This window comes from Burkholderia catarinensis, assembly GCF_001883705.2.
Lineage (GTDB): Bacteria > Pseudomonadota > Gammaproteobacteria > Burkholderiales > Burkholderiaceae > Burkholderia > Burkholderia catarinensis.
On the sequence record NZ_MDEQ02000011.1, the window covers coordinates 14,014 to 27,371 of the forward strand.

At 68.1% G+C, this 13,358-nt stretch carries 14 protein-coding genes and 1 pseudogene; 9 read left to right on the plus strand and 6 right to left on the minus strand.

Annotated elements, in window-relative coordinates:
- Positions 1-78: 78 nt before the first annotated feature.
- A complete protein-coding gene (locus BFF94_RS18795) occupies positions 79-1,026 on the minus strand; it encodes a cupin domain-containing protein (RefSeq protein ID WP_128850504.1) in 948 nt (315 codons plus the stop codon).
- A gap of 130 nt (positions 1,027-1,156) precedes the next feature.
- Between BFF94_RS18795 and BFF94_RS18800 the strand changes: the two genes are divergently transcribed.
- Both BFF94_RS18800 and BFF94_RS18805 read left to right on the plus strand, forming a co-directional pair.
- A complete protein-coding gene (locus BFF94_RS18800; RefSeq protein ID WP_128850502.1) occupies positions 1,157-1,492 on the plus strand; it encodes a carboxymuconolactone decarboxylase family protein in 336 nt (111 codons plus the stop codon).
- A gap of 203 nt (positions 1,493-1,695) precedes the next feature.
- Complete coding sequence (locus BFF94_RS18805) at positions 1,696-2,529, plus strand: class II glutamine amidotransferase (protein ID WP_128850500.1); 834 nt, start codon at positions 1,696-1,698, stop codon at positions 2,527-2,529.
- Between the two features lie 214 nt (positions 2,530-2,743).
- Here the strand turns inward: BFF94_RS18805 and BFF94_RS37945 are convergent, their stop codons facing one another.
- Positions 2,744-3,055: a hypothetical protein gene (locus tag BFF94_RS37945; RefSeq protein ID WP_246637366.1), complete on the minus strand. Its 312-nt coding sequence runs from the start codon at positions 3,053-3,055 to the stop codon at positions 2,744-2,746.
- Here BFF94_RS37945 and BFF94_RS18815 point away from each other — a divergent pair.
- Both BFF94_RS18815 and BFF94_RS18820 read left to right on the plus strand, forming a co-directional pair.
- A pseudogene (locus tag BFF94_RS18815) lies at positions 2,936-3,283 on the plus strand (cupin domain-containing protein); the annotation flags it as partial. The gene BFF94_RS37945 and the pseudogene BFF94_RS18815 sit on opposite strands and share 120 nt — an antisense overlap.
- Before the next feature lie 203 nt (positions 3,284-3,486).
- On the plus strand, positions 3,487-4,299 hold the full coding sequence (locus tag BFF94_RS18820) for a mechanosensitive ion channel family protein (protein WP_128850498.1): 813 nt from the start codon (positions 3,487-3,489) through the stop codon (positions 4,297-4,299).
- Between the two features lie 87 nt (positions 4,300-4,386).
- Here BFF94_RS18820 and BFF94_RS18825 read toward each other — a convergent pair whose 3' ends face one another.
- Entirely contained in the window at positions 4,387-5,070 is a 684-nt protein-coding gene (locus BFF94_RS18825; protein WP_128850495.1) for a DedA family protein, read from the minus strand.
- 172 nt (positions 5,071-5,242) lie between these two features.
- On the opposite strand from BFF94_RS18825, the gene mutL reads away from it, so the two are divergent.
- A complete protein-coding gene (mutL, locus tag BFF94_RS18830) occupies positions 5,243-7,225 on the plus strand; it encodes a DNA mismatch repair endonuclease MutL (protein ID WP_128850493.1) in 1,983 nt (660 codons plus the stop codon).
- The gene (miaA, locus tag BFF94_RS18835) at positions 7,222-8,196 is read left to right on the plus strand and encodes a tRNA (adenosine(37)-N6)-dimethylallyltransferase MiaA (RefSeq protein ID WP_219139653.1); all 975 of its coding nucleotides are present in this window, start codon (positions 7,222-7,224) and stop codon (positions 8,194-8,196) included. The genes mutL and miaA overlap by 4 nt, the downstream gene beginning before the upstream one ends.
- 4 nt (positions 8,197-8,200) lie before the next feature.
- On the opposite strand, the gene tetR is transcribed toward miaA, so the two are convergent.
- On the minus strand, positions 8,201-8,833 hold the full coding sequence (gene tetR / locus BFF94_RS18840) for a tetracycline resistance transcriptional repressor TetR (RefSeq protein ID WP_219139654.1): 633 nt from the start codon (positions 8,831-8,833) through the stop codon (positions 8,201-8,203).
- Between the two features lie 56 nt (positions 8,834-8,889).
- On the opposite strand from tetR, the gene tet reads away from it, so the two are divergent.
- Positions 8,890-10,089 carry a Tet(A)/Tet(B)/Tet(C) family tetracycline efflux MFS transporter gene (tet, locus tag BFF94_RS18845; protein ID WP_219139710.1) on the plus strand — a complete coding sequence of 400 codons (1,200 nt, stop codon included), beginning with the start codon at positions 8,890-8,892 and terminating at the stop codon, positions 10,087-10,089.
- Positions 10,090-10,123: 34 nt separating this feature from the next.
- Here tet and BFF94_RS18850 read toward each other — a convergent pair whose 3' ends face one another.
- Complete coding sequence (locus BFF94_RS18850) at positions 10,124-10,519, minus strand: YybH family protein (protein ID WP_128850851.1); 396 nt, start codon at positions 10,517-10,519, stop codon at positions 10,124-10,126.
- Positions 10,520-10,627: 108 nt separating this feature from the next.
- On the minus strand, positions 10,628-11,683 hold the full coding sequence (gene purM / locus BFF94_RS18855; protein WP_128850849.1) for a phosphoribosylformylglycinamidine cyclo-ligase: 1,056 nt from the start codon (positions 11,681-11,683) through the stop codon (positions 10,628-10,630).
- A 250-nt stretch (positions 11,684-11,933) separates the two neighbouring features.
- Between purM and hda the strand changes: the two genes are divergently transcribed.
- Together hda and BFF94_RS18865 are read left to right on the plus strand one after the other, a co-directional pair.
- On the plus strand, positions 11,934-12,668 hold the full coding sequence (gene hda, locus BFF94_RS18860; RefSeq protein ID WP_219139655.1) for a DnaA regulatory inactivator Hda: 735 nt from the start codon (positions 11,934-11,936) through the stop codon (positions 12,666-12,668).
- Positions 12,669-12,679: 11 nt separating this feature from the next.
- Positions 12,680-13,357: a histidinol-phosphatase gene (locus tag BFF94_RS18865; protein WP_034182802.1), complete on the plus strand. Its 678-nt coding sequence runs from the start codon at positions 12,680-12,682 to the stop codon at positions 13,355-13,357.
- Position 13,358: the final 1 nt, after the last annotated feature.

Below are 13,358 nucleotides of genomic sequence, written 5' to 3' on the forward strand. Positions count from 1 at the left end.
TCGGAATCGTTTTCGTTGAACTGCGTTTTGCGCATGGTAGCAGCTTTGGCACGCGCCAAGACGGCCGCGCTTGCCGTCTTACATTTCGCGCTGCGCGCGCCGCCAGCGCCCCGGCGTCGTGCCGAGCACCGCGCGAAACGCCTTGCCGAAGGCCGCCTCGGACAGATAGCCGACCGCCTGCCCGATCTCCGCCTGCCCGCGCTGCGTGTCCTGCAGCAGCGCGCACGCATGCATCATCCGGATCTGCGCGACGAACGTGCCGACACTCATTCCGGCCTTCTCGCGGAAATGCCGCGCATAGGTCGCGCGCGACATCGCCGATACGTCGCCGAGCGATTCGACCGTCCACGGCTTCTCCGGCGCCTGCAGCACGGCCTGGACCGACGGGCCGAGCCGCGCGTCGGCCGCGAGCGAGAGCCAGCCGGACGGCACGCGCGCACCGCGGCCATAAGCACGCAGCGCGTACGCGAGCAGCGCCTGTCCGAGCGCGTTCACGATCGCGCCGGCGCCCGGCTGCACATTCGATGCCTCGGTGCGCAGCACGCTCGTCAGCAGTTGCAGCGGCGCGAACCCGGACGCCTCGCGCAACCCGACGTGCAGCACCGGAGGCAGCGTGCGCATCAGCAGTTCGCCCGCGCCGCGCGCATAGACGAACCGTCCGCACAGCAGGTCGACACTCGCGCCGCCCGGTTCGGCCGGATCGAGATTCGACTTGACCGGCAGTACCGCGCCGTCGCCGGCGCCCGCATCGCGCAGAGGCACGACCGGCTGCGACCGGCCGGCCCCCGCATCGAGCAGGTCGTGCGCGCCCCCCGCGGGCAGCAGCACGAAATCGCCGTCGGCAAGCTGCAGCGTGCGCCCGTCGGCGGTACGCAGCCGGCACGTTCCGGCCAGCACCAGGTGGAACGCCGCCTCACCGGGCGGCAGCGGATCGTGCGGCATCGCAAACGGCCCGTCCAGCAGGCAGCGCACGTCGAGCTCGACATGGCTGCGGCCCAGCGACAGCAGTTGACTCAGGGCATCCATGAGACGATTGCGCTAAAAATTGACACTCTAGCGTATCGAAACCCTCAGCGCGAGCGATCAGAATAGCCCTGCATCGCCCGAGATCGCGGCGCCCGCCGCCCTCCTCACCTCTTCTCGAAAAGGACGCATCATGCTGAACTGGAACGAATACCGGAAGGAACTCTCGACGCGCATCGGCGACATCGCCAAGCTGTCGCCCGATACGCTGGCCGGCTACAAGGCGCTGTCCGGCGCCGGCGCCAAGACGGGCCATCTGGACGCGAAGACGCGCGAGCTGATCGCGCTCGCGGTGGCCGTCACGACGCGCTGCGACGGCTGTATCGCCGTTCACACCGCCGAAGCGGCGAAGCACGGCGCGACCAAGGAGGAAGTGGCGGAAGCGCTCGGCGTCGCGATTGCGCTGAATGCGGGCGCGGCGCTCGTCTATTCGGCGCGCGTGATGGACGCGCTCGGCGACGTGGCGTAACGGCCGCGACGCCACGCAGCGGACCGCCCCGCTGCGTGGCGCCCGGCCGCATGGCGGGGCAGCTTCACGTGGCGCGTACGGACGCGTCAGGTAATACGATTGGGCGGCTCGCCCGCCCGAACGACCGGCCCGGAAGCCCCGGATACGGACGCGCCGCGAAGTCGGCTACCATGCGCGAACGATCTATCGTGAAGGAGCGCTCCATGTGCCGCTGGCTCGCCTATACGGGCAATCCGATCCATCTCGAGACCGTGCTGTTCCGCGCGAAGCATTCGCTGATCGACCAGAGCCTGCATTCGGAGCTGGGCGCGACGACCACCAACGGCGACGGCTTCGGTATCGGCTGGTACGGGCGCCCTGACGAACTCCCGTTCCGCTATCGCTCCGTGCATCCTGCGTGGAACGACCGCAACCTGCGCGAAGCCGCGCGCGCGATCCGCTCGCGGATGTTCATCGCGCATATCCGCGCAGCGACCGATACGCCCGTGCAGGAAACCAACTGTCACCCGTTCCGCCACGGCCGCTGGCTATTCGCGCACAACGGGCTGATCCGCGAGTTCCACAAGCTGCGCCGCGACCTGACGATGAAGGTCGATCCCGCGCTGTTCCCGACGCTCGAAGGCTCGACCGACTCCGAACTGATGTTCCGCCTCGCGCTGACGTACGGCCTCGAGCAGATGCCGCTGCCGGCGCTCGAGCGGATGGTCGGCGTGATCGAGGAGACCGCCGCGCGGCATCGCGTGGCCGACCCGCTCAACATGACGATCTGCGCGACCGACGGCGAACGGATCGTCGCGGTGCGCTACTCGAGCGAACGGCAGTCACGTTCGCTGTTCCACAGCACGTCGTTCAAGCACCTGCACGAGCTGTATCCGCATAACCCGCGCATCGCCGAAGCCGGCGACGATGCATTCATGGTCGTGTCCGAGCCGCTCGTCGACCTGCGCGGCGCGTGGGAGGAAGTACCGGAGGGGATGGCGATCGTCGCACATGGGGCCGATGTGCAGCAGCGGCCGTTCGGGCCGCGGCGGAAGTAGATACGCAGCGCGAGTTCCGTCGGATACTTGGCAAGGCCGGCAACTTACGTGACCAGTCCCTCAGCCACAAACCAACGGGTGCATGAGGTTGGCAGGTGCTTGCACCCCAGGCTCGCCGTTGCCGGTGCGCCTGCATATTTCATCGCTGCTGGCTACGACTCCTGGCACATCGCGTTGACTGATTCGGTGACCAGTCAACGCGATGTGCCACTTTCTACAGAGGCTCAATCCGAATCCTGATCGCGGAACAACTCCACCAGGTCAACATCACGCCGTCGTCGATCGTGCTCGAGCCGGTAGGCCGCAACACCGCGATCGCGATCGCCGCGCTGCTCGCCATGCACGAATCGCCCGACGCGCTGCTGGTGCTGCCTTCGGACCACGTCATCCTCAACGAGCCGGCATTCATCGCCGCGTCATCCGCCCGTGGGGTTCCTACGAAGGCATCGACCAGGGCGACCGCTTCCAGGTCAAGCGCATCATCGTGAACCCGTGCGCGCAGTTGAGCCTCCAGATGCACCACCATCGCGCCGAACACTGGATCGTCGTCAAGGGCACGGCACTGGTCACGAACGGCGACAAGGAAATCATGCTGACCGAAAACCAGTCGACCTACATTCCGCTCGGCGCGACACACCGGCTGACGAACCCCGGCAAGATTCCGCTCGAACTGATCGAAGTCCAGTCGGGCGCGTATCTCGGCGAGGACGACATCGTCCGCTTCGAAGACACCTACGGTCGCGCAGCATCGTAAGCAACGCAGTTTTCGGGCCGCACGCCACGACAGGCGCCGATCCGGCGCCCCCCTCGACGGGCAGCACGCATGAGCGTGCTGCCCGTTTTTCATTGCGTCATGCCATCCGAAGCAGGTTGCCCAGCCCTCACAGGTCAGGTTATAAAAGCGCCACCCGTCCCGGTGCATGCGCCGCCCTTTTTACCCTTGACTTCGGAGAACGCATGATCGATCTCGCCACCGCCCAGCAATTCCTGATGACCCGCGGCCTCGACTTCGGCCTCAACCTCCTCGCCGCGATCGCGTTGTGGTTCATCGGCCGCTGGGCGATCCACATCGCCACCCGCCTGCTCGGCAAGGTCGTCCGCCGCAGCGGCAAGGTCGACCCGACGCTCACCGACTACCTGACCTCCGTCGTCGGCGTGCTGCTGACGGTCCTGCTGATCCTCGCGATCCTGCAGATCTTCGGCGTGCAAACCACCTCGTTCGCCGCGCTGCTCGCCGGCCTCGGCCTCGCGATCGGCACGGCCTGGGGCGGCCTGCTCGCGCATTTCGCCGCCGGCGTGTTCATGCAGGTGCTGCGCCCGTTCAAGATCGGCGACGTGATCAGCGCGGGCGGCGTCACCGGCACGGTGAAGGAGCTCGGCCTGTTCGGCACGACGATCATCACGCCCGACAACATCGTGACGATCGTCGGCAACAACAAGATCTTCTCGGACAACATCGCGAACTACAGCGCGACGTCGCATCGTCGCGTCGATCTGACCGCGAAGATCGCGAACAGCGTCGACGCAGTCGACGCGATCAACCGCCTGAAGGCATCGATCCAGCAGGTCCCGAACGTACTGACGACCCCGGCACCGGACGTCGGCGTGCTGCAGTTCACGCCGGAAGGCCCGCTGCTGTTCGTGCGCCCGTCCACGCAGCCCGAGAACTACTGGCAGGTGTACTGCGACACCAACCGCGTGATCCTCGAGACGTTCCGCGACGCGCAATACCCGACGCCCGAAACGCCGCTCTTTCATCGCAACGCGTAACGGCGGCGCCGAACGAAAAAAAAGCGTGGCGGTTCACAACCGCCACGCTTTTTTATTGACTGTACCGAAGAGAAACGAAGCGCGCGCTCAGCGCCCGCCCGTCTTCTGCGTATGGTCCGACTGCCGCCCGCGCACGAGCTTCCATACCGCGCCGAGCAGGACCGGCACGACCGCCGCACCAATACCGGCCAGCACGATCACGTTCAGGTACTGGCGAACGAACGGGATGTTGCCGAAGAAATAGCCGAGCAGCACGAGCAGCAGCACCCAGAGCAGCGCACCGATCACGTTGAAGAGCTGGAAGCGCGTGGCGCTCATCGACGACGCGCCCGCGACGAACGGCGCGAACGTGCGCACCACCGGGATGAAGCGGGCGAGCACGATCGTCTTGCCGCCGTGCTTGTCGTAGAACGAGTGGGTCTTCTGCAGCGCGGCACGATCGAGGAAACGCTCGAGCACCGGGATATGGGTATTGAATACCTTCGGGCCGACCCAGCGGCCGATCAGGTAGTTCACGGTGTTGCCGGAGATCGCCGCGACGAGCAGCAGCGCGATCAGCACGCCGACATTCATCTCCCCCGTCGCCGCGAACGCGCCGCCGATGAACAGCAGCGAATCGCCGGGGAGGAACGGGAACACGACGAGCCCTGTCTCGCAGAACACGATCAGGAACAGCACGAGATAGACCCATGCGCCGTATTGCCGGATGAAATCGCCGAGGAAGGCGTCGATATGCAGGACAAGATTGACGAAATGAAGCAGCGTATCCAAATGCGATTCCTCGAAGGCGAAAGGGCCGGAACGGCCGGAAAGGCGGAAGCGCCCGCCGGCCAAGGCGGTGCGTGTAACGAACCCATGATACCGAAACTACCTTAAGGCTCCGTGAAAAAACGTAACCGGCCGCCGCCCCGGCACGTATTCGCCGCCTCGCTATAATTCGGCCATGTCCGATATCACCGAAACGGCCGCGGGCGCCGCCCCTGCCCCCGCTGCGCGCCTGCTGCGCGCGATCCAGCCCCTGCCCGACCAGCTGATCAGCCAGATCGCCGCCGGCGAGGTCGTCGAACGCCCGGCGTCGGTCGTCAAGGAGCTGCTCGAGAACGCGATGGACGCCGGCGCGACGACGCTGCGCATCGTGCTGGAAGAAGGCGGCGTCAAGCGCATCTCGATCACCGACGACGGTTGCGGGATCCCGCCCGACGAACTGGCGCTCGCGCTGATGCGCCATGCGACCAGCAAGATCCGCTCGCTCGAGGAGCTCGAAGCGGTTGCGACGCTCGGGTTCCGCGGCGAAGCGCTCGCGTCGATCGCGTCGGTCGCCGAGATGTCAATCACGAGCCGGACGGCCGACGCCGCGCATGCGATGAAGATCGATGCGCAGACGGGCGTGCTGTCGCCCGCCGCCGGCTCGACCGGCACGACGATCGAGGTGCGCGAGCTGTACTTCAACACGCCCGCGCGGCGCAAATTCCTGAAAAGCGAGCAGACCGAGTTCGGCCACTGTCTGGAAATGATCCGCCGCGCGGCGCTCGCGCGGCCGGACGTCGCGATCTCGGTGCTGCACAACGGCAAGGCCGTCGAGCACTGGAATGCGACCGAGCCGGCGCAGCGCGTCGCGAAGATCCTCGGCGACAGCTTCGCGACCGCGCACCTGCCGCTCGACGAACAGGCCGGCCCGCTCGCCGTGTACGGCTGCGCAGGCCTGCCGACCGCGAGCCGCGGGCGCGCCGACCAGCAGTATTTCTTCGTCAACGGCCGCTTCGTGCGCGACAAGCTGCTGACGCACGCCGTGCGCGCGGCCTACGAGGACGTGCTGCACGGCGACCGCTACCCGTCGTACGTGCTGTTCCTCGACCTGCCGCCCGAAGCCGTCGACGTGAACGTGCATCCGTCGAAGATCGAGGTGCGCTTCCGCGATTCGCGCTCGATCCACCAATACGTGTTCCACGCGGTCCAGCGCGCACTCGCGCGCCACGCGGGCGCGTCGCCGGAAACCACCGCGGGCGGCCATGCCGCGCATATCGAAGCCGCACCGCGCGGGCCCGCTTCGTTCCTGGATACGCCGCTCGGCCAGGGCCAGGGCAACGCCATCGGCGGCAGCGGCTTCTCGTCGCCGTCGTCATCGTCGACCGGCAACACCTGGATGCGCCAGGCACGGATGACGCAGGGCACGCTGCCCGTCGCGCAGCCGCTCGCGCTCTACGACGCATTGTTCGGCCGCAAGGACACAGGTGCGGGCACGCCGGACGGTACGACCACCCTCGCCCGCGACTCGGCCGACGCGCCGGTCGCGCCACTGCCGGGCTTCGCCGCATCGCCGATCGCCGCCAGCGCGCACGACGAGCAGCCGCTCGGCTTCGCGCTCGGCCAGATCCACGGCATCTACGTGCTCGCGCAGAATGCGTACGGCCTCGTGATCGTCGACATGCACGCGGCACACGAGCGGATCCTGTACGAACAGTTCAAGAACGCGCTCGCCGATCGCTCGGTTGCCGTGCAATCGCTGCTGCTGCCGGTGTCGATGACGGCCACGCCGGTCGAGATCGGCACAGTCGAGGAAGAACGCGACACGCTCGAGTCGCTCGGCTTCGACCTCGCGGTGCTGTCGCCGACGACGCTCGCGATCCGCGCGGTGCCGGCGCTGCTGAAGGATGCCGACCTGCAGTCGCTCGCTCGCGCGGTGCTCGCCGACCTGCATGCGTTCGGCGGCTCGCGCGTGCTCACCGAGCGTCAGCACGAACTGCTCGGCACGCTCGCGTGCCACCACGCGGTGCGCGCGAACCGGCGCCTGACGCTCGACGAGATGAACGCGCTGCTGCGCCAGATGGAAGCGACCGAGCGCGCGGATCAATGCAATCACGGTCGGCCGACCTGGTATCAGCTCACGCTGAACGATCTCGACCGCCTCTTCATGCGCGGCCAATGAGCGCTTCGCCGCAGTCCGTTCCGACGACGATCGCCTGCCTGCTCGGCCCCACCGCTTCGGGCAAGACGGCCGCGGCGCTGGCGCTCGCCGCGCGCCGCCCGATCGAGATCGTCAGCGTCGATTCCGCGCTGGTCTACCGCGACATGGATATCGGCACCGCGAAGCCGTCGCGCGACGAACGCGCGAGCGTGCCGCATCACCTGATCGACATCATCGATCCGGCCGACGCGTATTCGGCCGCGGAATTCCGCGCGGATGCGCTGCGCCTGATCGGCGAGATCGCCGCGCGCGGCCGCACGCCGCTGCTCGCGGGCGGCACGATGCTGTACTACAAGGCGCTGACGCAGGGGCTCAACGACCTGCCGGGCGCCGATCCTGCCGTGCGTGCCGAACTCGATGCCGACGCCGCGCGCGACGGCTGGCCCGCGCTGCACGCGCGGCTCGCGCAAATCGATCCCGACACGGCCGCGCGGCTCGCGCCGAACGATTCGCAGCGGATCCAGCGTGCGCTCGAAATCTTCATGCTGAGCGGGCAGCCGATGTCGGCGCTGCTTGCCGCGCCGCGGCGCGCGGACGATGCGGCCGTCGCCTACCGCTTCGTGCCGGTCGCGCTCGAACCGTCGGATCGCGCGGTGCTGCACGCACGGATCGCGCAGCGCTTCGACGCGATGCTCGACGCGGGCTTCATCGACGAAGTCGAGCGGCTGCGCCGTCGCGACGATCTCCATCCCGACCTGCCGTCGATGCGCTGCGTCGGCTACCGGCAGGCGTGGGAATTCCTCGACGGCGACACCGACTACCGGACGATGCGCGACAAGGGCATCTTCGCGACGCGCCAGCTCTGCAAGCGCCAGATCACCTGGCTGCGCGCGATGCCGGAGCGGATCGTCGTCGACTGCGTCGCGCCGGACTCGGCAGCCCGCGCGCTCGACGCGCTCGAACGCGTGCTCGACAGCAGCACGCCGGGCTGACCGCTCAGCCGCGCTGGCGTGCCGCGAGGCGCGCACGCGCACCGTCGACGATCAACGCGATGCCGCGCTCGAACGCTTCGTCGCCGCCGCGCTCGCGCAGCGCGGCCCAGCCCTTCGCGAGCAGCGGATACTCGGCCGCGTCCGGCAGCGGCGCATCGGCGTCGCCACCCGGTTCCGCCTGCTCCTCCAGCACCCATCCGACCACGAAGCGGCCGATCGCATACATCACGTCGACCGCTTCGTCCGGCGCGAAGCCCGCATCGCCGAGCAGCGCGACCTTGCGCTCGATCGAGCCGAAATGCAGCGCGCGCGGCCGCGTACCGGCATGCAGGCGCGCGCCGTCGCGATAGGCCAGCAGCGCGCGGCGGAACCTGCGCGCGTTGTCGGTGAGCCACGCATCCCATGCGTCGCCCGGCCGCGGCAGCGACGCGGCGTGGCGCTCGAGCATGATCGCTTCGGCCATCGCGTCGAGCAGTTCGGCCTTGTTCCGGAAATGCCAGTAAAGCGTCGGCGACTGCACGCCGAGCCGCTCGGCGAGCCGCCGCGTCGACAGCCCGTCGATGCCGACCTCGTCGAGCAGCTCGAGCGCCGCGCGCAATACCGTGTCGCGCGTCAGCCGCGCCCCTGTGTCCTTCATCTCTATCACCGATAGGGAAACCATGGAATAATCACGACTCTATCACCGATAGAGTCATACTCTTGAATCCGTCCCTGATTGCCATCCTGGCCACGGTCCTGCTCGACGCGATCGACGTCGGGATCGTGATGCCGATCCTGCCCGGGCTGCTGCGCTCGCTCGCCGGCGCGGGCAGCACCGACACCCACTACGGGATACTGCTCGCGCTGTACGCGTTCGCGCAGTTCCTGTGTGCGCCGCTGCTGGGTGCGCTGAGCGACCGTTTCGGCCGCCGCCCCGTGCTGCTCGCATCGCTCGCGGGCGCGGCGCTCGACTACCTGCTGATGGCGCTCGCGCCGACGCTCGCGTGGCTTTACATCGGGCGGCTGATCGCGGGCATCACCGGCGCGAACGTCGCGGTCGCGACCGCGTACGTGACCGACGTCACAGCCGAACCCGACCGCGCCCGGCGCTTCGGCCAGCTCGGCGCGATGATGGGCATCGGCTTCATCGCGGGCCCGCTGATCGGCGGGCTGTTCGGCGCGCTGCACCTGCGCGCGCCGTTCGTCGCGGCCGCACTGCTCAACGCGCTCAATCTCGTGCTCGTCTGGCGCGCATTGCCGGAATCGCGGCCGCCCGCGGCCCGCGAAGGCCGCACGGTCGCCGCGCTCAACCCGTTCGCGAGCCTGCGCCGGCTGAGCGGCGCGCCCGCGCTCGTGCCGCTGGTCGGCATCTATGTGATCGTGGCGCTGGTGTCGCAGGCGCCCGCGACGCTGTGGATCCTGTACGGCCAGGAGCATTTCGGCTGGTCGACGCCGATCGCGGGGCTGTCGCTCGCCGGCTACGGCGCGTGCCACGCGCTCGCGCAGGCGTTCGCGATCGGGCCGCTGATCGCCCGGCTCGGCGAGCGCCGTGCGCTCGCACTGGGCCTCGCGGGCGACGCGCTCGGGCTCGCGGCGATCGCGGTCGCGACCGCCGCGTGGGTGCCGTTCGCGCTGCTGCCGCTGTTCGCGGCCGGCGGCATGACGCTGCCGGCGCTGCAGGCGATGCTCGCGCGGCAGGTCGACGATGCGCGCCAGGGCGAACTTCAGGGCACGCTCGCGAGCGTGGCGAGCCTGATCGGCGTCGCGGGGCCGCTGGTCGTCACCGCGACCTATGCGGCAACACGCGCGACGTGGCCGGGGCTCGTCTGGGCCGCGGCCGCGCTGCTCTATCTGCTGGTACCGCCGTTGCTGGCCGGTGCGCGTCCGGCGAACGCGCCGCGGCCGTCCGCATGAGCATCGGCCGCCGCCGCCACGCACACCGCCGCGCTCAGTGCGCGAGCGTCACGAGATTCGCATCGCGCACGAGTTGCCAGCGGCCGTCGGCCTTGCGGAAGATCGTCAGCGTATGGCCCGAACGGCGGATCGTCTCGCCGCCCGGCGGCGTTGCCTCGATCTCGAGGAAATTGCGCATGTACGCCCAGTCGCCCATCACGCGCAGTTCGTCGATCCGGTAACGGCCGTCGACCTTCGGCGCGTGCTCGGCACCGGTGTTCGCTTCACGCGACACGGCCGCGAACGCCGCCTTGTCGAACGGCGGCTTGCCGGCCACCATGAAGATCGCGTCGTCGGCGATCAGGTCGAGCACGGTCGCCAAATCGCCGCGCCGGCTCGACACGAACCAGTTTTCCACGAGCTCGCGGATCGCGCGTTCGTCTTCGGTCATCGTCATCCCTCCTTCGTCGGCGCCGCGCGGCGCCCGAAAGTCCGAAAAAAAAGCCGCCCGGATCGACTCCGGGCGGCTTTCCTTGCTGCATCTGCTGCAGGCAGTGCGTCAGACCACGACCGTCTGCGCCTCGCCTTCGCGGGTCGCACGCACGGTGCCGATCTTCCACACCTGTTCGCCGGCGGCGGTCAGGTCGGCGATCGCTGCGTCGGCATCGGCCGCCGCGACGATCACGGCCATGCCGATCCCGCAGTTGAACACGCGGTGCATTTCCGCGTCGGCGACGCCGCCGTGCTCCTGCAGCCACTTGAACAGCGGCGGCAGCGGCCAGGCGCCCTGGTCGAGCTCGGCGGTGAGGCCTTCGCGCAGCACGCGCGGAATGTTCTCGACGAGGCCGCCACCGGTGATGTGGGCCATGCCCTTCACCGACAGCTTCTGCATCAGCGCGAGCAGCGGCTTCACGTAGATGCGGGTCGGCGCCATCAGCGCGTCGGCGAGCGAGCGGCCGTGGAAATCGGCCGACAGGTCGGGATTCGCGCGCTCGATGATCTTGCGCACGAGCGAGAAGCCGTTCGAGTGGATGCCGCTCGATGCGAGGCCGAGCACCACGTCGCCTTCGGCGATCGTGCTGCCGTCGATGATCTTGCTCTTCTCGACCGCGCCGACCGCGAAACCGGCCAGGTCGTATTCGCCGTCAGGGTACATGCCCGGCATCTCGGCCGTTTCGCCGCCGATCAGCGCGCAGCCCGACAGTTCGCAACCCTGCGCGATGCCCTTGACGACCGTTGCGGCCGTGTCGACGTCGAGCTTGCCGCACGCGAAGTAGTCGAGGAAGAACAGCGGCTCGGCGCCCTGCACGAGGATGTCGTTCACGCTCATCGCGACGAGATCCTGCCCGACGGTGTCGTGTTTGTTCAGATGAAACGCCAGCTTGAGCTTGGTGCCCACGCCGTCGGTGCCCGACACGAGCACGGGCTCGCGATACTTCTTCGGCACTTCGAACAGCGCGCCGAACCCGCCGATGCCGCCGAGCACGCCGTCGCGCAGGGTTTTCTTCGCAAAAGGCTTGATCTTGTCGATGAGCGCGTCGCCTGCGTCGATGTCGACGCCTGCGTCGCGATAGGACAGACCCTGGGCGTCAGGAGCGGATTTCGGAGGATTCATGGGGGAATGCGAGAAGGTCGGTAAAATGCGATTTTACCCGAAGCCGGCCCGTTGGCCGGAATTCCCAGCACCGAATCGTCAGGGATTGCATCTTGGTCAACACGTCCCCGTTTTCATCGCCCAGCGAACCGCGCCGAAACCGGCGCGGCGCCGTGCGTGCGGTCGCGCGTGCAGCCCACCGAGCCGCAGTCCCCGGCGCGTGCCCGGCGTACGGCACGCGTTTTTTCAACCGACCCGCATTGTGACTGCTGTGTCCCGTCAACTGACGCTCGATCTCGGCACGCCGCCGCCCGCCACGTTCGACAACTTCATCATGAGCGAGGAGAACGGCGAGCTCATCACACGGCTCCAGAAGCTCGACCTCGCGCTCGCGGCAGGCCCCGTGCCGGACCGGTCGTTCTATATCTGGGGCGAGCCCGGCAGCGGCCGCAGCCATCTGCTGCAGGCGCTCGTGAGCGACGCGTCGTACGGCTATGCGCGCTACCTGACGCCGCAGAGCCCGCTCGGCGCGTTCACGTTCGACCCGCGCATCGGCATCTACGCGATCGACGACTGCGACCGGATGACCGACACGCAGCAGGTCGCGCTGTTCAACCTGTTCAACGAAGTCCGCGCGCATCCGTCGAGCGCGTTCGTCGCGGCGGGCCCCGCGGCGCCGCTCGCGCTCGACGTGCGCGAGGATCTGCGCACGCGCCTCGGCTGGGGGCTCGTGTTCCATCTGTCGCCGCCGTCCGACGCCGGCAAGATCGCCGTGCTCAAGCTCGCGGCGAAGGAGCGCGGGATCGCGCTCACCGACGACATCGCCGCCTACCTGCTGACCCATTTCCGCCGCGACATGCCGAGCCTGATGGCGCTGCTCGACGCGCTCGACCGCTTCTCGCTCGAGCAGAAACGCGCCGTCACGCTGCCGCTGCTGCGCCGGATGCTGGCCCGTCCCGGCGACGACATCACACCACCGGGCACCGGCCCGAACCGCTTCGAGTAAAATGCGCTTCCATGACTAATCTGGCACTCTTTGACCTCGATCACACGCTGATCCCGACCGATAGCGACCACGAATGGGGTCGCTTCATGGTGAAGCTCGGCATCGTCGACGCGGAAAGCTTCTCGCGTCAGAACGATCAGTTCTTCGCCGACTACAAGGCCGGCAAGCTCGACATCCACGCGTACCTCACGGCGATGCTCACGCCGCTCGCGAAGTATTCGCGCGCGCAGCTCGCCGAATGGCACGAGCAGTACATGCACGAGGTGATTCGCCCCGCGATGACGCCCGCCGCGCTCGAACTCGTGCGCAAGCACCTCGATGCGGGCGACCTGTGCTGCGTCGTGACGGCGACCAACGAATTCATCACGCGCCCGATCGCAACCGCGTTCGGCGTCGACACGCTGATCGCGTGCGAGGTCGAAACGACCGACGGGCATCCCGATTCACCGTACACGGGCCGACCGACCGGCACGCCGAGCTATCGCGAAGGCAAGATCGTGCGTACCGAAGCGTGGCTCGCGTCGCTCGGCAAGCACTGGGACGACTTCGCGCACAGCTATTTCTACAGCGACTCGCACAACGACATCCCGCTGCTCGAGAAAGTCACCGACCCGATCGCGACCAACCCTGACGACACGCTGCGTGCGCATGCAAGCACCCGCGGCTGGCGTATCCTCGATCTTTTCTGAA

Bases quoted from the DNA above. Each gene is read 5' to 3' on its own strand.
- BFF94_RS18795 (WP_128850504.1), bottom strand. From the start codon at position 1,026: ATGGATGCCCTGAGTCAACTGCTGTCGCTGGGCCGCAGCCATGTCGAG.
- BFF94_RS18805 (WP_128850500.1), top strand. From the start codon at position 1,696: ATGTGCCGCTGGCTCGCCTATACGGGCAATCCGATCCATCTCGAGACC.
- BFF94_RS18820 (WP_128850498.1), top strand. From the start codon at position 3,487: ATGATCGATCTCGCCACCGCCCAGCAATTCCTGATGACCCGCGGCCTC.
- BFF94_RS18850 (WP_128850851.1), bottom strand. From the start codon at position 10,519: ATGACCGAAGACGAACGCGCGATCCGCGAGCTCGTGGAAAACTGGTTC.
- purM (WP_128850849.1), bottom strand. From the start codon at position 11,683: ATGAATCCTCCGAAATCCGCTCCTGACGCCCAGGGTCTGTCCTATCGC.
- BFF94_RS18865 (WP_034182802.1), top strand. From the start codon at position 12,680: ATGACTAATCTGGCACTCTTTGACCTCGATCACACGCTGATCCCGACC.
- tetR (WP_219139654.1), bottom strand. From the start codon at position 8,833: ATGAAGGACACAGGGGCGCGGCTGACGCGCGACACGGTATTGCGCGCG.
- miaA (WP_219139653.1), top strand. From the start codon at position 7,222: ATGAGCGCTTCGCCGCAGTCCGTTCCGACGACGATCGCCTGCCTGCTC.
- BFF94_RS37945 (WP_246637366.1), bottom strand. From the start codon at position 3,055: ATGGTGGTGCATCTGGAGGCTCAACTGCGCGCACGGGTTCACGATGAT.
- mutL (WP_128850493.1), top strand. From the start codon at position 5,243: ATGTCCGATATCACCGAAACGGCCGCGGGCGCCGCCCCTGCCCCCGCT.
- BFF94_RS18800 (WP_128850502.1), top strand. From the start codon at position 1,157: ATGCTGAACTGGAACGAATACCGGAAGGAACTCTCGACGCGCATCGGC.